The organism is Leptotrichia shahii, from assembly GCF_008327825.1.
Lineage (GTDB): Bacteria > Fusobacteriota > Fusobacteriia > Fusobacteriales > Leptotrichiaceae > Leptotrichia > Leptotrichia shahii.
Window position 1 is genome coordinate 2044074 of the sequence record NZ_AP019827.1, and the last position, 18367, is coordinate 2062440.

The window sequence follows — 18367 nt, forward strand, 5'->3', positions numbered from 1 at the left end:
TATGGAGAAAAATATGGAAAAATGTGTTATATATTTTGGATTTAATAATCCGCTTATATATAAGCGTGGAGTAGAAAATGTTATATTATCTCAATCTATGGCATTACCTAGAAATATACAAAAATATTATTTATTTTTTGGTGAAAAAGACGAGGAATTTTTTTGGAATGATATAAAATGTGTGGCAATAAAGCATAATTTATTTCGTTTTTTTAAATTAAATAAACTTATAAATAAATTAGGTAAAAATTCTGAATGTATTATTCATTCTCATAATTATTTAATGAGTTTTTTTCTTTTAAAAAAGATAAAAAAAACGGATATATTTACTGTTCATGATGGCCTTTTTTATTTATCATCCCAAACCAATCATAGATTTAAAAATATTTTTAAATTTATTGAAAAAGCTGTCTACAAAAAAAGTAAATTAGTGCATTTTATATCAAATTTTTCAAAAGAAGAATCGCTCTATAATGGAAATAATTTTATTATTATTAATAACACTACTCCACTTGAAAAAGTAAAAGTAAAATTTGAAAAAAAAATCTGGAACTCTAAAAAAATAAAAATATTTACAGTAAGAAGTATTGAAGAACGAATAAATATAGAATTACTTATTGAACTTGCACAAAGAAACAAAAATTTTGAAATAAAAGTTTCTGGAAAAGGGCCTTTGCTTGAAAAATATAGAAATGAGATAAAAGAAAAAAAATTAAATAATATTGAATTAATGGGATTTCTTGAAGATAAAAAAATAAGGGAATTTTACAATGACTGTGATATTGTTACAGTTTTGGCAAAATATGGAGAAGGATTTGGACTTCCAATTATTGAAGGATATCTACATGATAAGCCTGTTTTTGCTTCGGATGTTTCGGCAATTCCTGAAGTTATTATTGATAAAAAATTTTTAGTGGACAATGATGTTACAGATTTAGAAAATAAAATTTTGGATTATTTAAAAGAGAAAAATAAAAGTTATAATTTTAAGGATTATTATTATAGTCATTTTGGAAATGATGTAATAAAGGAAAAATATTTTAAATTGTATAATCGTATTTTTAAAAATTTTTAAAAGTAAAATAATTTAAATATGGAACAGTATAAAAAAGGAGTTATTTAAAATATGGAAAGAAAAAAAATTTCTCTTGAAATTCAGTGGGCTGTGGGTCCTAAAACAGGAGTTGGATGGTATATTTTTAATATTGTAAAAGGACTGGTTCAAAATAATAAAAATGATTATACTGGTGAATTTATAAATTTTATGAATAGGCATAATGTTAAGGAACAAATTAACTATAATATAAAAATAAAGCAAAATAAACTTATTCCATATAAAATTTATAATATCTTAACTCAAAAATTAAAAATAAGCCATAATTTTTTGTTAGGTACAAAATCAGATATTTATCATTTTTTTAATTTTACTATTCCTAAAAATATAAAAGGAAAAATAATAATTACAATTTACGATACTGTTTTTTTTACAGTGCCTGAAACTATGGGTGATATGAAGACTATTAGCGAATATAGATATGCTGCTGAAAAATCTGATTTAATTATAACAATTTCAGAAAGTGCAAAATCAGATATTATAAAACATTTTAATGTGAGTGAAGAAAAAATAAAAATTGTAACACCTGGAATTGATTTGCAAAAGTATTCTCATAAATATTCTAAATCTGAACTTGAAAACATTAGAAAAAAATATAATTTGCCCCAAAATTACATTTTATATTTGGGAACAATTGAACCACGTAAAAATATTGAAAGAATTGTAAAATCCTTTAAAAGATACAAACAGGAAATTAATGATGATTTAAAACTTGTAATTGTTGGAAAAAAAGGATGGAAATATGACAATATTATGAAACTGATTGAATCAATGGGAACTGACATTATAATTACAGGCTATATTGATGAAGAAGATAAAGTTCCTATTTATAAACTTGCACAGATTTTTGTGTTTCCATCTTTGTATGAAGGCTTTGGAATGCCAATTTTGGAAGCTATGGCATCAGGAACTCCTGTTATTACATCAAATATTTCTTCAATGCCAGAAGTAGCAGGAAATGCTGGAATATTAGTTGATCCTTTTGATGAAAATGAAATTTTTGGAGCATATAAAAAAATTTTATCAGATGAAAAATTAAAAAAGGAAATGGTGCAACGAGGATTAGAGCAGACAAAAAAATTTGAATGGAAAAAATCTGTAGAAATACTTGAAAAAATTTATGAAGAAATACAATAGACTTGAAGTAAAGTATAGAAAGGTAAAATATGGAAAAATCATTTTATGAATTATGGAAACTGGGAATTAATTTTATTAAAACAAAAATATTTTTTCCAAAGGCTAGATTAATTCGGTTTCCTTTTGATATAAGAGGAAAAAAGTTTATAAAATTTGGGAAAAATTTTACAACTGGAACTGGATGCAGAATTGAAGCATATAGTTTTCAAGATAAAAATATAAGAAATAAAAACATACCCCAATTAATTATTGGAAATAATGTCCAAATTAATGATTATGTCCATCTAGCATGTGCAAATTCACTAATTATAGAAGATAATGTACTGATAGCAAGCAAAGTTTATATTTCTGACTTAAATCATGGAAATTATTCATTTTCAAATGATTTAGAACATTCTAATCCTGAAGAACTTGCAAAAGAAAGAAAAATTTTTACAAAACCAGTAAAAATTTGTGAAAATGTTTGGCTTGGAGAAAATGTATCTGTTTTATCAGGAACAGTAATTGGAAAAAATTCTATAATTGGAGCAAATTCTGTTGTTTCTAAAAATATTCCAGAAAACTGCATTGCTGTTGGAAATCCAGCAAAAGTAATAAAAAAATACAATTTTGAAACTAAAAAATGGGAAAAGGTATAAAAATATACTTACTTCCTATTTTTTTATGATATAATTAAACTAGGAAAAATTGAAGGGAGAATATAAAATATGAAATTTAATGAATACAAATATGAACATTTGGATTTAGAAAAAATAAAAAAAGAATTTTCTGAACTCATAGAAAGTTTTGAAAAAGCCGAAAATGTGGAAGGACAAATTATTGCACTTGATGAAATTATAAAATTAAGAAATCATATCGAAACTATGCAAACACTTGTTTCGGTTCGTCATAGCATTGATACAAATGATGAATTTTATGATAAGGAAAATGAATATATGGATGAAATTAGTCCTATTCTATTTGGATTTACAAATGATTTTTATAAAGCTCTTGTAAATTCAAAATTTAAAGATGAACTTATCCAAAAATATGGAAAATTTTTATTTGATTTGGCAGAAAATACATTGAAAACATTTTCACCTAAAATTATTCCAGATGCACAGGAAGAAAATAGACTGTCCAGCAAATATTCAAAATTAATTGCAAGTGCAAAAATAGATTTTGATGGAAAAGAGCTCAATTTGTCACAAATGGTTCCTTATACACAGTCAAAAGATAGAAATATAAGATTTGAGGCGGCTAAAAAAGTTGCTCAATTTTTTGCTGAAAATCAAGATGAATTTGATAATATTTATGATTCGCTTGTAAAAGTTAGAACTAGAATGGCTCAAAAGATGGGATATAAAAACTTTGTGGAATTTGGATATAAACAGCTTTCAAGACTTGAATATGATGCAAGAATGGTAGAAGGTTACAGAAAGCAAGTGCTTGAAAATATTGTGCCGCTACATACTGAACTTCGTGAAAGACAAAAGAAAAGACTTGGAGTGGAAAAACTTAGATTTTATGATGAAGCTATAAAATTTAATTCTGGAAATGCTGATCCGCATGGGTCACCTGAATGGATTTTAAATAATGGGAAGATAATGTATAAGGAATTATCAAAGGAAACTGATGAATTTTTTACATTTATGACTGAAAATAATTTGCTTGACTTACTTTCTAAAAAGGGGAAAATGAGCGGCGGATACTGCACTTATATTCCAGAGCATAAAGCACCATTTATTTTTGCTAATTTTAATGGAACTTCACACGATATTGATGTTTTGACACATGAAGCTGGACATGCTTTCCAAGTTTACCAAAGCCGTGAATTTGAAGTTCCTGAATACTTATGGCCATCTTATGAGGCTTGTGAAATTCATTCGATGAGTATGGAATTTTTAACTTGGCCATGGATGGAATTGTTTTTTGAAAATGATACTGATAAATATAAATTTATTCATTTATCAGAAGCTCTTTTATTCATTCCTTATGGAGTAACTGTCGATGAATTTCAACATTGGGTGTATGAAAATCCAGAAGCTACACCAAAAGAACGTCGTGAAAAATGGATTGAAATAGAAAAAAAATATTTACCAACAAGAGATTATGGAGAAGTTGAAGAATTAAAAAATGGAATTTTCTGGTTTAGACAAGGACATATTTTTAGCTCTCCATTTTATTACATCGACTATACTCTAGCACAAGTTTGTGCCTTCCAATTCTGGATAAAATCAAGAGAGAATAGAGAAAAAGCATGGAAAGACTATTTGAATTTATGTAAACTTGGAGGAAGCAAACCATTCTTTGAACTTATGAAATCAGCTAATTTGAAAAATCCGTTTGAAGAAGGGACATTGGCTTTTGTAATCCCAAAAATTAAGGAATATTTGGATAATGTTGATGATATGAACTTGTAAATCTGATATTACTTATCATTTAGATAAATATTATGATAAAACTGAACTTAAAAACTATGACTGTTTTATTCAAATCCTAAATTTATATAATGGATATACTTGATAGCCTACGTTTTTTTATTTCTATAAAAGGTCAAGACCCCATGTTTCAAGATATTTATTTTATTAAATTTTGAGCTTGTATAGTTATTGAACAGTTAATTTTTAATAGTTTAATTTTAAACGAATTTGAGTATATTTATAAATATAACCTAAAAAATTTTTAAAATATTTATATTTTTCTATTGATTTTAAAAAGAATTAGTGCTATAATAATTGTAGATACAAATTAATAAAACAAAAAATAAATATATTTAAATATGGAGGTAATTTATAATGATTTACGAAAATGTCTTAGATTTAATTGGAAATACACCTGTGGTAAAATTAAAATTCTTAAATGATGAAAATATAGCTGATATTTACGTTAAACTTGAAAAATATAATATTGGTGGAAGTGTAAAGGATAGAGCGGCTCTTGGAATGATAGAAGCAGCTGAAAGAGAAGGAAAATTAAAACCAGGCGGAACAATTGTTGAGCCTACTTCTGGAAATACTGGTATCGCACTTGCATTAATTGGTAAAGCAAAAGGTTATAGAGTGGTAATTGTAATGCCTGATTCAATGAGCGTGGAAAGAAGAAGCATTTTAGCAGCTTATGGAGCTGAATTAATATTAACTGAAGGAGCAAAAGGTATGAAAGGGGCAATTGCTGAAGCTGAAAAATTAGCAGCTGAAAATGGATATTTCTTGCCTCAACAATTTGAAAATCCTGCAAACCCTGCAAAACACTATGAAACAACTGCAAAAGAAATTTTAGATGATTTCCCTCAAATTGATGCTTTCATATCAGGTGTCGGAACTGCTGGAACTTTATCAGGAGTTGGAAAAAGATTAAAGGAAGAAAGACAAGGAGTTAAAGTATTTGCTGTTGAACCCGCAACTTCTGCAGTATTATCAGGAGAACAACCTGGAAAACACTTTCAGCAAGGACTTGGAGCAGGATTTGTACCTGGAAACTATGATGCCAGTCTTGTAGATGGAATTATAAAAGTAACTAATGAACAAGCGGTAGAATTTGCAACAAGAGCTTCAAAAGAAAATGGACTATTTATCGGGATCTCTTCTGGAAGTGCAATTGCAGCAGCTTATGAAGTAGCCAAAAAATTAGGAAAAGGTAAAAAAGTTTTAACAATCTTACCAGACGGTGGAGAAAAATACTTATCAATTGAAGCATTTAGAAACAGTTTATAATTAATAAAACTTAACTAACTTGGGCAAGGATTCTCTGACTTTTATATAGTATTCATATATAATAACGAGATGAATTGCCTATTTTCATATTTTCATACTTTATGAAATAAATTATATAGTAAAATTTCTTTAGAGCTTAGCTCAAATGTTATACATCATTTAATTTTTATAAATTTAGTATTAAAAAAAACAGAATACGCAATAAAAAGTTGTTTTTAAAACAGTTTTATTATATAATTCAAATATAAATTTTAAGGAGTGTGATTATTATTTTTAAATGGTTAGTAAGTGAAATAAATAATATTGCAGAAAAAGATCCAGCTGTCAGATATAAAATAGAAGTCTTTCTTTATCCGTCACTACATGCGATTATTAATCATAGAATTGCCCACTTTTTTCAAAAACATAAATTATATTTTTTTGCACGGTTAATTTCACAAATTTCACGTTTTTTTACAGGAATAGAAATTCACCCAGGAGCAAAATTAGGAAAAAAAGTATTTTTTGATCACGGAATGGGAATTGTAATTGGAGAAACCGCTGAAATAGGCGATAACTGTGTCATCTACCACGGTGTAACTCTAGGTGGAGTAAGCACTTCCAAAACTAAAAGACATCCCACATTAAAAAATAACGTTACGGTAGGAACAGGAGCAAAATTACTAGGAAATATAACAGTTGGAAATAATGTGAAAATTGGAGCAAATTCAGTTGTTTTAAAAGACGTCCCAGATAATGCAGTCGCAGTAGGTATTCCAGCTAGAATCATTCCAAAAACAGAGGAAGACTATTATATGTGGCATATTTAATAAATTTTTTTATGATTTATTAAAATATTAAATATAAAAAAATTTGACAATCAAAGTAAAATATGGTATATTTTTTATATGGAAATTTACTTCATTTCTTTGATTTGAAATAAAAATTAGGATAAAATTATCCAGAAATGTAAAAGTAAATAAATGTGCAAAAAGAGTACATTTAAAACTAAACTAATAAACACGGAGGATTAAAATGGCAAAAGTAGGAATTTTTTTCGGATCAACAACAGGAGTAACTGAGGATATTGCTCATAAAATTGCAGAAAAAATTGATGGAGCAGAAGTTTTTAACATTGATGGAAATGAGGATAAATTGGAAGATTATGATGTACTTCTTTTAGGTACTTCTACTTGGGGATTTGGAGACTTGCAAGATGACTGGGCAGCAGTTCTTGATGATTTAGCAAGTAAAAATTTAAGTGGCAAGAAAGTAGGATATTTTGGAAGTGGAGATCAAGGAACTTTCTCTGACACATTTATGGATGGAATAGCCATTATTGATGAAGAAATCGAAAAAACTGGTGCGACAATCATTGGAAAAACTTCAACAGAAGGATACGAATTTAACGAATCAAGAGCAGCAAAAAATGGAGAATTTTTAGGACTTGCCCTAGATGAAGTTAATCAGTCTGAATTGACAGATGAAAGAATTGACGCATGGGTTGAACAAATCCAAAAGGAATTTTAATAAATTAAGAGTTATAATGAAACCATGTCTGTGAAAAAATTTTTTTAGAAATATTTTAAATAAAATCATTATTCACAAAAGACAAAATAAATATGATTTTAGCTATATTTATATATAACTAAGATAAATCAATTTTCACAAGTTGATTTTCTCTCCAAAAAATTTAAAAAGGTGTTTTTATAGCACCTTTTTATTATAGCCATTCTTTCAAGAATAAAAGTAAAAAAGTTCAATAACTTCTATTTAAAAATGAAAATTATATTTTATTTATTTTCTAACAAGGAATCTTGATTAAATTATAACAAATCTATTATTTTAACAGGGAATAATTATAACTAAAAAAGAAGTATTTCGTAAGCCACCCAACTCACAAAACAACTTCTCCAAAACTGTAATTTCTTCTCAACTTTTCTCTCTTTTTCTTTTTAAAATAAATTCTCTCTATCTTAATCTGTCCACTTTTTTTATATATAATGACCTTTTTCTTCAAAACATATCTAAATTTCTTAAAACTTATCCTTTTGTAATCTATCTATAAAAAACTTTTTTCTTCTGTTGCACCTGGAACTTTTGCTAATGCTATTTGTTTAGCTCTTGCTGGGGGTTATTTTTGATCTTCTATAAGAACTTTTGTTATGACTAAAATTTGATTTTTTGTAATTTTTACTTCCAGTAAAGCTTAAAACACCTAATACTAAACAACCTAACAACACTACCTTTTAGAATTTATTTCTCATAATCCTCCTTCGAATTTTTTATTTGTAATTACTATTTCTCTATTACATTGTAATATTATCACATAAAGATTAAAGAAAAATGAGAACTTTTAATTTTTTTCTTTTTTCAAAAAATTTTCACAAAAAAAATAGATAGTCTCTATTTTCTGAGATTATCTATTTTTCTAAATTTTCACGACTAAGTTTATGAACATTCTTATTATAATTAATTTAAAAAATTATAATTCAATATCTTCTTTTCTTAATGTTGGGAACAAGATTACGTCTCTAATTGAGGCAGAATTAGTTTGTAACATAACTAATCTATCAATTCCAATTCCTAATCCTCCTGCAGGTGGCATTCCGTATTCTAAGGCTCTTATGTAGTCTAAATCCATTCCTTGTGCTTCATCATCTCCTGCTTCCTTCAATTTAACCTGTTCTTCAAATCTTTCTTTCTGGTCTCTTGGGTCGTTCAATTCTGAATAGGCATTTGCAAATTCTCTTCCAGAAATGAATAATTCGAATCTGTCAACCCATTCAGTTTCACCCTTTTGATTTTTTGAAAGTGGTGAAATTTCTTTTGGATATTCTATTATGAATGTTGGATTAATCAATGTTTCCTCAACTTTTTCTTCAAAGAATAAATTTAAAATTCCAAATTTTGTATAAGTTTTATCTTTTTCTAAAGGAATTCCAAATTCTTTTGCCTTTTCTACGGCTTCTTCATCACTTGAAACTGAATCAAAATCAAATCCAGTTGCTTCTTTTACAGCTTCTTTCATTGTTACTCTTCTCCAAGGTTTAGCTAAATTAATAGTTTTATCTTCATATTCAATTTCATATTTTCCATGCAACTCAAAAGTCAAGCTAGAAATCAAATCTTCTGTCAAGTCCATCATATCATTAAAATCAGCGTACGCCTGATAAAGTTCCATCATTGTAAATTCAGGATTATGTTTTATAGAAATTCCTTCATTTCTAAAACTTCTGTTAATTTCAAATACTTTTTCAAATCCACCAACCAATAATCTTTTTAAATACAGTTCAGGTGCAATTCTCAAGAATAATTCCATATCTAATGCATTGTGATGTGTAACAAACGGTCTTGCAGTCGCTCCACCTGCGATAGGATGCATCATTGGAGTTTCAACTTCAGTAAATCCTTTTTTCTCTAAATAGCTTCTAAAAAACCTGATAACTTGAAATCTTTTTTTCATAGTTTCCATAACTTCTCTATTCATTACCAAATCAACATATCTTTGTCTATAACGAGTCTCAATGTTAGTCAAGCCATGGAATTTTTCTGGTAGTGGACGCACATTTTTAGATAGTACTTCAAAAGAATCCACTCTTAAAGTTAATTCTCCAGTCTTAGTTCTAAATAAATGTCCTTCAAGCCCAATAAAATCTCCAAGTCCCATTTTTTTATAGATTTCATATTGATCTTCCCCAACTTCTTCTTTTTTTACATAATATTGAATTTGTCCAGTTGGATCTTGAATTTTACCAAACCCGTTTTTACCCATCCTTCTGAAAGCAACGATTCTTCCTGCTGTTTTAAATACTTTATCACAACTTTCATCATATTGATTTATTTCAGCAATATCATTCACTTTTTCATATTTTCTTCCGTAAGGTTCTATTCCAATTTCCTTTAGTTCTTCTACTTTTTTTAATTTTTCTTTTATAATACCATTATCATTCTGGTTTTGATTACTCATTCACTTTTTCCTTTCTGCTTTTTTAAAAATATAAATATTTATTTATTTGGAACATCTATAAACTGTAATTCTAAATTTATATTGTTTATCACTTCATTATTATGTATTATATCATATTCTATTATCATTTTTCCATTTTCTTTTTGAATTTTTTTTGTAAAAATTTTGTATTTTCCTCGAAACTGTTTTGTAATATAAGTAAATGGCGTATTTTTATCACTTTGAAAAATCTGTCTAGAATTAATTTCACCATATCGGTAAATTTCAATGGAATTACCTTTATCAATAATTTTGCAGTTTCCATATTCATCATTATAATGATATTCTTTTTTTTCTTCCTGTTCCAATACTTTTTCCAGCTCAAATAATTTTTCATAATTCTGATTAAAATTATCTAGACTTTTTATTTTTATTTTCATTATATTCCTTATTTTTTATTTTTTTATTATATCAGAGAAGTGAACTACTCCCGTTTTTAGAAACGACAGCTTCTTTCTCATAATTTCAATTTCTCTTTAACATTTTCTAGGAATTTTTGATGATGGAAACGACTTATCTATTTTCAAAAATTGATTTTCACTTTTCAAGCTGATAGGTGTAATTATTTATTTTCCCCAATTTCTTCATAAATTTTATTCACAATATACAAAATCATATTGTAAACAAAACGAACGCATCCAAAATTTTTATTTATCAATAATTTTTATTCTTCACTTGGATAAATTCTATATTTAAATGCTAAATTATATTTCACGAAATTACACCTTCTTTTGATTACAATCTAAGTGAATTATATCATATATATTCCTTTTTTCAATTTTTTAGAAAAAAAGCAATTAATCTCCCACTTGTAGAAGTCAGTAACTTCTTGCTATCTTTTGTTAAAAATTATAAAATAAATCTATTCATTTTCATCATCAAAGAAATCATCTAAGAATTCTGATAAATCTTCATCATCGGTTTCTTCTTCATCAAAAAATTCATTTTCATCATCATTCAATGAATCAAAATTACTTTCGTCAAATTCTCCATCTACATTCTCATTTTTATCATACTCGCCAAAATCTTCATTCCAGTACATATAATCCTTGTCAGAGCCGTAATATTCATCATTCCATATTTCCAGCACCTGATCTTCCTCATCTTCATCTAAATCATACAATTCCTCTTCAATACTGTCATAGTAAAAAACCTTCTTTTCCCCAGTTTCACTATCACAAACTAAATATTCCTTATCTCCTACCGTAATATTTGAAAGGCACGTATACTCTTCAACATCCCCTTCGCTATTAGTTTTTTCAAATTCTTCCCCAGCAGAATACATAACTTCCCTCCATTATTTATGATATTTTATATTATTATTGATTGAAATCCATCTATATATTTGCTCTGACAAAATTAGCCGCATAAGCTGATGTGGAAATGTCATCTTTGAAAAACACAGTCTGTAATCTACAATTTTCCGTAAATTATCATCAACTCCATTTGAACCGCCAATTATAAAATTAATTTCACTATTTGTCATTGAAATTTTTTCAATTTTATCAGCCATTTCTTCTGAAGTAAGCATTTTTCCTTTTAAATCAAGCAAAATATTATATGAATAATTTTTTTTTGAAATAACATTTATTATTCTTTCAGTTTCAGAATTTATTGCATTTTCAATCCCTTTGTTATCGTCTTCTTCAGCCAGTTCTATAATTTCAAATTTTGTGTACTTTGATAACCTCTTTGAAAATTCAGCTATTCCCTCTCTTATATATTTTTCTTTTACTTTTCCAATACATACTACATTAATTCTTATCATATTTTTCCCTTATTGTCAAAAGTTTTTTTCATTTTTTTACTAATTTCCCCCTGTTTTGCCATTATTTTTTTCTTCCAAACATTTTATCCAAATCATTTTTAGACAATTTTACAATAATTGGTCTGCCGTGCGGACACGTATATTTTCCCACTTCATGAATCCTTCGTACCATATTCTGCATTTCAAACATATCCAGCTTCTGCCCAGCCTTTACAGCTCCCTTGCACGACATTGAAATAATAATATTTTCTCTCAAATCCTTTATTTCAACTTCATTTTTTAGATCCAGCAAAAGCTGTAAAAATACATTTTCAATACTATCCCGAAAATCAAAGGCAGGCACAGCACGAATCACAATCTCGTTTTCTGAAAATTCATCAATATCAAATCCAAAATCATTAAAAATATTTATATTTTCAAAAATAATATTTTTTTCAATTTGTGTAACTTCTAATTTTAGTGGTAACAATAAATGCTGTGATTCAATTTTTTTATTATAAAACTTATCCTTTAATTGTTCATACAAAATTCTCTCGTGAATAATATGCTGATCATAAATTTCCAGTTCCTCATCTTTCCGAACCAAAATATACGTGTCAAAAATCTGTCCCAAAATATCATAATGAATCTGTTTTCCAATATGCTTTTCAAACGTTCCCACTTTATAATATTCACTTTCAGTATTTTCATTTACACTATTAGAATTTTTTCTTTCGTTAAAATTTTCATAATTTTCAAAATTACTATTTTTACTCCAGTTTCTATTATCTTTTTCACTCTTTTTCAAATTAGAATTTTCAATATTTTGTGAGTTTTCCACATTATTTTCCACAGATTTATCCAAATTCCCATTCATTTTTTTCCAAATTTCATCAAGATTCAAATTATTTTCTTCTTTAACCTTCTTCTCTTCACTATTTGTAAAACCTTTATTTTCATTACTTTTTCCAATATTATCTTCTAAAAATTCATTTTTCCCTTCTAATTTTTCACTACATTCTTTCCCATCAAAAGTTTCCAAACTCAAAATCTTTTGATTTTCCCCCTTTAAAATGTCATCAGAAAATAAATCATCCTTTTCCACAGCGACATTTTCATTAATATTAATATTTTTCTTTATTAAATCAATGTTTGGCTGCCAATTTTCCCTGTCATTATAGTAAAAAAAGTCATCAATTGCTGATTTTATCTCATTATAAACAATTTTATCATTTGAGAATTTTACTATTTTTTTAGATGGATGAACATTCACATCTATTTCCTTTGGATCAGCATTATAAAAAATAATGGCAAAAGGATATTTTCCCTTCATTAACTTAGTATAATAGCCATCTATAATAGCTCTCTCAATAGTTGCTGACTTTACATACCGATTATTTACAAAAGTAAACATAAAATCCTTTGAACTTCGTAAAATTTCCACATTTCCCAAATATCCATATTCAAATTTTTTCAAATTTTTTAAAATCGATTTTCCAAATAATTCAAGAATTGTATTTTCAATTCCTTTTCCACTTGTCTTTATCATACTTTTCCCATCCAGCTCAAGTGAAAATGCCACATTACTGTTGGAAAGTGCCTCCTTTAGCACAATATCCCTAATTTTTCCATACTCTGTTGACATTTTTCTCAAAAATTTTCTTCTAGCAGGCGTATTGTAAAATAAATCTCTAACTTCCATTTCTGTCCCAACATTTCTCGAAACTTCCTCAAATTTCCTCACAACTCCGCCATAACAGCCAATTTTATACCCCACAGGACTATTCTCAGAACGTGTAGCAATCGTAAGCTTAGACACTGCCGCAATAGACGACAGAGCCTCTCCACGAAAGCCATAAGTGCTTAAATTAAAGACATCCTCCTTTTCCTTAATCTTAGAAGTGGCATGACGCTCAACTGACAAAAGCGTGTCATCCTTATCCATCCCAATTCCATTATCATTTACTTTAACATCCACTCCGCCTTTAAAAACCTCAATTTTTATCATTGTAGCCTTCGCATCCAGCGAGTTCTCAATCATTTCCTTAATCATTGAAGCTGGATTTTCTACAACTTCCCCAGCGGCAATAATATTTGATACTTTTTCATCTAGTATTTTTATATATCCCACAATTTATCCTCCTTTTTCATCAGTTTTTCTTTTTTAAGAAAAATACAGCCATCACACAAACAATTAATCCAGTAACCGCAGGCATCAACATTGAAAATGCACTCTTGCCAGTTAAAAGATAGCTGTTAAATATTTTAAAAAATGCAGCTGCTATTAAAATTACTAAAAGTAATTTCCAATTTTTTGTCCAAGTTGAAATTATAATAAAAATAAAAAAAATTATAACAGTAAAAAGCAGGACAATTTTATCCATTGTCCATCCACTTTTCAAATAATTTGCTTCAAAATTTAAAAATTTTACAATTTCAGGATTAGTTATGTTTGGCTTTGGAAACCAGAACATACTCGTAAATAGACAAAAAATAGAAATTGAAATTCCTGAAAATACCTTTTTGTATGCACTCCAGATTATTGGAATAATAAATAATGGTCTGATGTACCAGCTCAATATATTATAATGCCGCTGAAATGCCCATGTAAAAAATATTTCATTATTAAAAAATAAATAAATTAAAATTATTGTTATAATTCCAAATAATATGCCTGTAACTATATCAAATTTTCTTAATTTACCCATTATTCAAAAACCTTTCTAAAATCATAATTTAACAGTCCTACTTACAATAACCTTATATTTTTCCCCAAAAATCCCTGCCAATTTTTCCAAATCCTCTTCTAGACAAAGCACCTTCACATTAGGTCCAGCATCCATCGTAAAATAGCATTTCTCTCCATTATTTCTCAAATTTTTTACAAAATCAATTGCTTCGTAAGTTTTTTCATTAAAATACGAAAATGGAGGATTTGCAGTTTCAGTTGTCTTGTGCATTCTAAGAGCATTCTCTTCTGTCAAAGTTCCCACTTTTTCAAAATCATTTTCAGCAAGATATTTTTTCATATTTATAAAATCAATTTCAGACTGCTTTACCCATTCATCAAAATACGTCGAAGTTTTGGCACAAAGTTCCATTCCATTTCGGCTTGAAATTTTCTTTTTATTTTCATTCAGCACAAGCACAAGCATCGCTAATTTCAAATCTGTCTTAACTTCATAAATCTCTCCAGTATCCTTGTCCCAAGCCGCAATTGGTCCAAAAAAACTTCTTGAAGAAGAGCCAGATCCAAATTTTGAAATTTGTGCAAGTTCAGATTGTGTACAGTTTTTTCCAAAAATCTTATTACACGCCTTTATTATAGCTGATAAACCACTTGAACTGGAAGAGAGTCCCGCCGCTGTCGGCATATTATTTGTTGTAGAAATTTTTACCTTCTGACTTCTATTTTCCCTGAACAAATCCACAACTTTACTAATCTTTTCTGTATGCACACTATCCTGTAATTCTCCGTTTAAATAAAATAAATCCGTCATATTTGAAAATTTATCTTTACAATTTCCATCTTTTATTTCCTTTTCAACAGCAATTTTAATATCCTCATCCTTTATAAATTCCATTTCTGTTTCTGTGAACATATCATTAAGAGTAAGGGAAATACTGCTTGTGGCAGGTATCATTTTTTCTGCATCTTTTTTTCCCCAGTATTTTACAATTGCGATATTAGCATAAGATTTGACTTTTACCATTTTTTCTCCTTTGTTTTCTCGTTAAATTTCTAAATATTAAATTTTTTCTACCCAAATATTTTCCGCTCCACATTTGGTAAATCCATCTTTTATCTTTTCTACAATTTCCAAATTTTTTGCAAGTGCAATTACACAGCCTCCCAAACCTCCACCAGAAATTTTTGCTCCACTTGCCCCATTTTCAATCGCTGTTTTTACAAATAAATCTGTCTTTTCAATAGTTATGTTTAACTTCCCAAGTTCTGTATTTGCCTTTGTCATAATTTTTCCCGCTTTATCAATCATTTCACTTTTTGATTTGCTATTTTCAGTTAAAATTTTAGCCATTTCATCTGTTAAATCTCCAAGTTTTTTTAATGGAATGTCGGCTTTACTTCCAAGATTTTTCACACTTTGAATTGCTTCACTTGTTTTTCCATAAATTCCTGTGTCTGCAATAACAAGGTATGCGTCAAGATTTAAGTCAATGTATGAAAATTCTTTATTCTTTATAAATTTTATGGCTTTATCACTAAGACAAGTTTTAGCATCTAGCCCGCTTGGAGTTTGATGAGCCACAATTTCTGCTGTGTTTACTAATTTTTCCAGCAATTCATCTGTTAAATCTTCTTCAAAATAATCAAATATCGCACGAATTGCCGCAATGCTGACTGCTGCTGAAGAGCCCATTCCACGTTTTTGAGGGATTTGGGAAGTTATTTTGTATTTTATTTTCGCATTTTCTTTTTTTAAATGTTTTAATGCAGTAAAAATGGCGACTGAAAGTGTATTTATCTTATTATAAAAAAAACTATTTTTTGCATCTTCCACTATGCATTCAATTCCAATCTTTCTTAATGGAATAGCAATGGCAGGATAGCCATAAACGACAGAATGTTCTCCAATTAATATAATTTTACTATGTGATTTTCCAATACCTCTTTTCATTTTCACTAAAAATCTCCTATTTTTTAATTAAAGAAAAACGAGCCTAATGACCCGCTTCTTTTAATCTATCTAAAATTTTACTTTTTATTTTCTGTTTTGGTGGAAATGACGGGAATCGAACCCGTGTCCAAAATAGAAAGTCCTTATTATCTTCTACAAGTTTAGTCTATTTAACGCTTTAACCGTTAGATATTAAACAGACAAAAGTCTAAAGGCGAGATTATGAGATTTCCTCAAATGACATAATCATACATTTGAGTAAGCCATTAAAAATGACATCATCTAATGGAAAAATGGCGTTCCCAAAAGAGATGAGCCGCTATCTTAGGCAGCTAATGCGTAATTATCGTTTCCGATTATTTTTAAGTTGGATTTCAAAGCTCCCGCTTACTTGCCAATAATAATCTTTTTATCCTGTCGAAACCAAAACATTCCCTCAATTACTTAATATCTAATTTCAAGTTATTTTACCACAAAAATATTTATTTTTCAACATCCTATTCAAAATTTTTTAATGTTTTGGTGCAAAAATACTTATTACCCCATAAGATGCCAAAGTCATCACTGTCGCAGCTATTATCACTCCCAATCCAATATAAAAAAATGATTTTTTTCTCTCAAATTGAAGCAAAGCCGCAATTAACGCACCTGTCCAAGCACCCGTTCCAGGAAACGGAATTGCCACAAACAGCATAAGTCCAATGAATTCTCCTGTCGCAAGCCCTTCACTACGTTTTTTAGCCCGATTTTCTATTTTTTCAATAAATCTTACCAAAATATTCCGTTTTTTCATAAATTCAAATAGTTTTATTGAAAATAAAAGAATAAACGGCACAGGAAGCATATTTCCCACAATAGAGACAATCATATTCAAATACCAAGGCAATCCAATAGCCGCCCCAACTGGTATTGCACCACGCAATTCAATCACAGGAAGCATCGAAATAAGGAATATTCCTATCATCTTATTTAAAAGCGGTGCTCCTATCAAAGTAACTTTTATAAAATTTGTAAAAGATTTCATCATTTTTATTTTTTACTTTCTCCCTTATAGCTTATTTACGTTAATTTTAAGATAACGTATAATCATTTTAATAAATTTTTGTATAAAAAGCTGCATGAAAGTACTTTACTGTACTCATACAACTTTTCATTTAATATATAATTTTCTTAATAAAATTATTGCCTTATAAAAAACAAGGTTACAAATTCTTACTCTTTAACAAGTATTAACAGCATTTTAAAATTTTCTGTTTCAGCTTCTACAGCATGAGGTATATTTGCAGGAAGAACTGCACTTTCACCTTTTTTAACGACAAATGGCTTTCCATCAACATAATACTTACCTTCTCCATCAAGTACGGTAACCAACGCATCTCCAGGAGCTTTATGCGGATCAAGGCTTTCACCTTTCCAGAAAGACATAATTGTCATTACTAAATTTGGTTTTGCCACTAAATTTTTACTTACAATTTTTCCTTCCTGATAGTCAATAATTTCAGAAAGATTAAAAGCACTTGCACTTTCCAGCATTTTCAATGTAGTATTTTCCATATTCCCATCTCCTATCTTTTCTCCAATTTCAATTAACTTTAAATTATTCCTTGCTTTAATAGAATAATTATGATTTGCTGCTATTTCAAGAAAATATCCATTGGAAATTATTTTCTTACTGTTTTCAATAAAAATTTCTCCATTACCGTTAAAACAGTAATAATAACGATTACCAAGCATAGCCTCTGCCGTTATTTCCTCATCGTCTGCCAAAGAAAATAAAGAAATATAACTATTTGACTGATTTAAGATTCTCATACTTACAACTTCAGCTTCCTTTGATGTGATAAGTTCATTAAAATTTATTGGTTTTGCTATTTCTATTTTAACCATGAATCTCTCCTTATTGTTGTTTCAAAATAATTTTTAAATATTTTTATTATAGTATAACATATATTTTACAAAATATAAATTGATTTTTTAAAAAGAAAATTTAAAATAATGAAAAAAAATAAAAGAAATAAAAAGAAAACCGACTATTTCTAGCCGATT

General features: G+C 28.2%; 18 protein-coding genes and 1 other RNA gene. 7 read left to right on the forward strand and 12 right to left on the reverse strand.

All coding sequences use genetic code 11. The features are described 5' to 3' along the window. Nucleotides 1-13 precede the first annotated feature (13 nt). The 7 genes from F1564_RS09520 to F1564_RS09550 all read left to right on the forward strand — a co-directional run bounded on the left by F1564_RS09520 (nt 14) and on the right by F1564_RS09550 (nt 7455). Entirely contained in the window at nt 14-1075 is a 1062-nt protein-coding gene (locus F1564_RS09520; protein ID WP_018451091.1) for a glycosyltransferase family 4 protein, read from the forward strand. A 51-nt stretch (nt 1076-1126) separates the two neighbouring features. Continuing rightward, complete coding sequence (locus F1564_RS09525) at nt 1127-2251, forward strand: glycosyltransferase family 4 protein (protein WP_018451092.1); 1125 nt, start codon at nt 1127-1129, stop codon at nt 2249-2251. A gap of 29 nt (nt 2252-2280) precedes the next feature. Beyond that, nucleotides 2281-2889, forward strand: a complete 609-nt coding sequence (locus F1564_RS10530) for a DapH/DapD/GlmU-related protein (RefSeq protein ID WP_018451093.1) — start codon at nt 2281-2283, stop codon at nt 2887-2889. A 69-nt stretch (nt 2890-2958) separates the two neighbouring features. Beyond that, on the forward strand, nt 2959-4653 hold the full coding sequence (locus F1564_RS09535) for a M3 family oligoendopeptidase (protein ID WP_018451094.1): 1695 nt from the start codon (nt 2959-2961) through the stop codon (nt 4651-4653). A gap of 375 nt (nt 4654-5028) precedes the next feature. Continuing rightward, complete coding sequence (gene cysK, locus F1564_RS09540; RefSeq protein WP_018451095.1) at nt 5029-5946, forward strand: cysteine synthase A; 918 nt, start codon at nt 5029-5031, stop codon at nt 5944-5946. 260 nt (nt 5947-6206) lie between these two features. Next, nucleotides 6207-6755, forward strand: coding sequence for a serine O-acetyltransferase EpsC (epsC, locus tag F1564_RS09545; RefSeq protein ID WP_018451096.1), 549 nt, complete (start codon nt 6207-6209; stop codon nt 6753-6755). Nucleotides 6756-6960: 205 nt separating this feature from the next. After that, nucleotides 6961-7455, forward strand: coding sequence for a flavodoxin (locus tag F1564_RS09550; protein WP_018451097.1), 495 nt, complete (start codon nt 6961-6963; stop codon nt 7453-7455). 955 nt (nt 7456-8410) lie between these two features. Here the strand turns inward: F1564_RS09550 and lysS are convergent. The 12 genes from lysS to F1564_RS09610 form a co-directional block, all read right to left on the reverse strand. Further along, nucleotides 8411-9895 carry a lysine--tRNA ligase gene (gene lysS / locus F1564_RS09555; RefSeq protein WP_018451099.1) on the reverse strand — a complete coding sequence of 495 codons (1485 nt, stop codon included), beginning with the start codon at nt 9893-9895 and terminating at the stop codon, nt 8411-8413. A 38-nt stretch (nt 9896-9933) separates the two neighbouring features. Further along, nucleotides 9934-10314, reverse strand: a complete 381-nt coding sequence (locus F1564_RS09560; protein WP_018451100.1) for a DUF1934 family protein — start codon at nt 10312-10314, stop codon at nt 9934-9936. A 182-nt stretch (nt 10315-10496) separates the two neighbouring features. Further along, a complete protein-coding gene (locus F1564_RS10420; protein ID WP_018451101.1) occupies nt 10497-10592 on the reverse strand; it encodes a helix-turn-helix domain-containing protein in 96 nt (31 codons plus the stop codon). Nucleotides 10593-10796: 204 nt separating this feature from the next. After that, nucleotides 10797-11219 (reverse strand): hypothetical protein, encoded by a 423-nt coding sequence (locus tag F1564_RS09570; protein ID WP_018451102.1) that lies wholly within the window; start codon nt 11217-11219, stop codon nt 10797-10799. A 12-nt stretch (nt 11220-11231) separates the two neighbouring features. Further along, nucleotides 11232-11702 (reverse strand): 23S rRNA (pseudouridine(1915)-N(3))-methyltransferase RlmH, encoded by a 471-nt coding sequence (locus tag F1564_RS09575; RefSeq protein ID WP_018451103.1) that lies wholly within the window; start codon nt 11700-11702, stop codon nt 11232-11234. 61 nt (nt 11703-11763) lie between these two features. Beyond that, entirely contained in the window at nt 11764-13812 is a 2049-nt protein-coding gene (gene mutL, locus F1564_RS09580; RefSeq protein WP_018451104.1) for a DNA mismatch repair endonuclease MutL, read from the reverse strand. A gap of 19 nt (nt 13813-13831) precedes the next feature. Then, the gene (locus F1564_RS09585) at nt 13832-14389 is read right to left on the reverse strand and encodes a hypothetical protein (protein WP_018451105.1); all 558 of its coding nucleotides are present in this window, start codon (nt 14387-14389) and stop codon (nt 13832-13834) included. Between the two features lie 21 nt (nt 14390-14410). Then, nucleotides 14411-15394 carry a diphosphomevalonate decarboxylase gene (gene mvaD, locus F1564_RS09590; RefSeq protein ID WP_149201939.1) on the reverse strand — a complete coding sequence of 328 codons (984 nt, stop codon included), beginning with the start codon at nt 15392-15394 and terminating at the stop codon, nt 14411-14413. Nucleotides 15395-15430: 36 nt separating this feature from the next. Then, the gene (gene mvk / locus F1564_RS09595; RefSeq protein ID WP_040505670.1) at nt 15431-16321 is read right to left on the reverse strand and encodes a mevalonate kinase; all 891 of its coding nucleotides are present in this window, start codon (nt 16319-16321) and stop codon (nt 15431-15433) included. Between the two features lie 97 nt (nt 16322-16418). Then, nucleotides 16419-16757, reverse strand: a transfer-messenger RNA (tmRNA) gene (gene ssrA / locus F1564_RS09600). A 75-nt stretch (nt 16758-16832) separates the two neighbouring features. Beyond that, a complete protein-coding gene (locus F1564_RS09605) occupies nt 16833-17348 on the reverse strand; it encodes a COG2426 family protein (RefSeq protein ID WP_018451108.1) in 516 nt (171 codons plus the stop codon). 185 nt (nt 17349-17533) lie between these two features. Further along, nucleotides 17534-18208 carry a cupin domain-containing protein gene (locus F1564_RS09610; protein ID WP_018451109.1) on the reverse strand — a complete coding sequence of 225 codons (675 nt, stop codon included), beginning with the start codon at nt 18206-18208 and terminating at the stop codon, nt 17534-17536. Nucleotides 18209-18367: the final 159 nt, after the last annotated feature.

What these genes read in the sequence shown, in the direction of transcription:
- mvk (WP_040505670.1), bottom strand. Translation starts at nt 16,321, where the DNA reads ATGAAAAGAGGTATTGGAAAATCACATAGTAAAATTATATTAATTGGA.
- F1564_RS09610 (WP_018451109.1), bottom strand. Translation starts at nt 18,208, where the DNA reads ATGGTTAAAATAGAAATAGCAAAACCAATAAATTTTAATGAACTTATC.
- F1564_RS09605 (WP_018451108.1), bottom strand. Translation starts at nt 17,348, where the DNA reads ATGATGAAATCTTTTACAAATTTTATAAAAGTTACTTTGATAGGAGCA.
- F1564_RS09525 (WP_018451092.1), top strand. Translation starts at nt 1,127, where the DNA reads ATGGAAAGAAAAAAAATTTCTCTTGAAATTCAGTGGGCTGTGGGTCCT.
- F1564_RS09520 (WP_018451091.1), top strand. Translation starts at nt 14, where the DNA reads ATGGAAAAATGTGTTATATATTTTGGATTTAATAATCCGCTTATATAT.
- F1564_RS09585 (WP_018451105.1), bottom strand. Translation starts at nt 14,389, where the DNA reads ATGGGTAAATTAAGAAAATTTGATATAGTTACAGGCATATTATTTGGA.
- cysK (WP_018451095.1), top strand. Translation starts at nt 5,029, where the DNA reads ATGATTTACGAAAATGTCTTAGATTTAATTGGAAATACACCTGTGGTA.
- F1564_RS09575 (WP_018451103.1), bottom strand. Translation starts at nt 11,702, where the DNA reads ATGATAAGAATTAATGTAGTATGTATTGGAAAAGTAAAAGAAAAATAT.
- F1564_RS09570 (WP_018451102.1), bottom strand. Translation starts at nt 11,219, where the DNA reads ATGTATTCTGCTGGGGAAGAATTTGAAAAAACTAATAGCGAAGGGGAT.
- F1564_RS10530 (WP_018451093.1), top strand. Translation starts at nt 2,281, where the DNA reads ATGGAAAAATCATTTTATGAATTATGGAAACTGGGAATTAATTTTATT.
- F1564_RS09550 (WP_018451097.1), top strand. Translation starts at nt 6,961, where the DNA reads ATGGCAAAAGTAGGAATTTTTTTCGGATCAACAACAGGAGTAACTGAG.
- F1564_RS09535 (WP_018451094.1), top strand. Translation starts at nt 2,959, where the DNA reads ATGAAATTTAATGAATACAAATATGAACATTTGGATTTAGAAAAAATA.
- lysS (WP_018451099.1), bottom strand. Translation starts at nt 9,895, where the DNA reads ATGAGTAATCAAAACCAGAATGATAATGGTATTATAAAAGAAAAATTA.
- mvaD (WP_149201939.1), bottom strand. Translation starts at nt 15,394, where the DNA reads ATGGTAAAAGTCAAATCTTATGCTAATATCGCAATTGTAAAATACTGG.
- F1564_RS09560 (WP_018451100.1), bottom strand. Translation starts at nt 10,314, where the DNA reads ATGAAAATAAAAATAAAAAGTCTAGATAATTTTAATCAGAATTATGAA.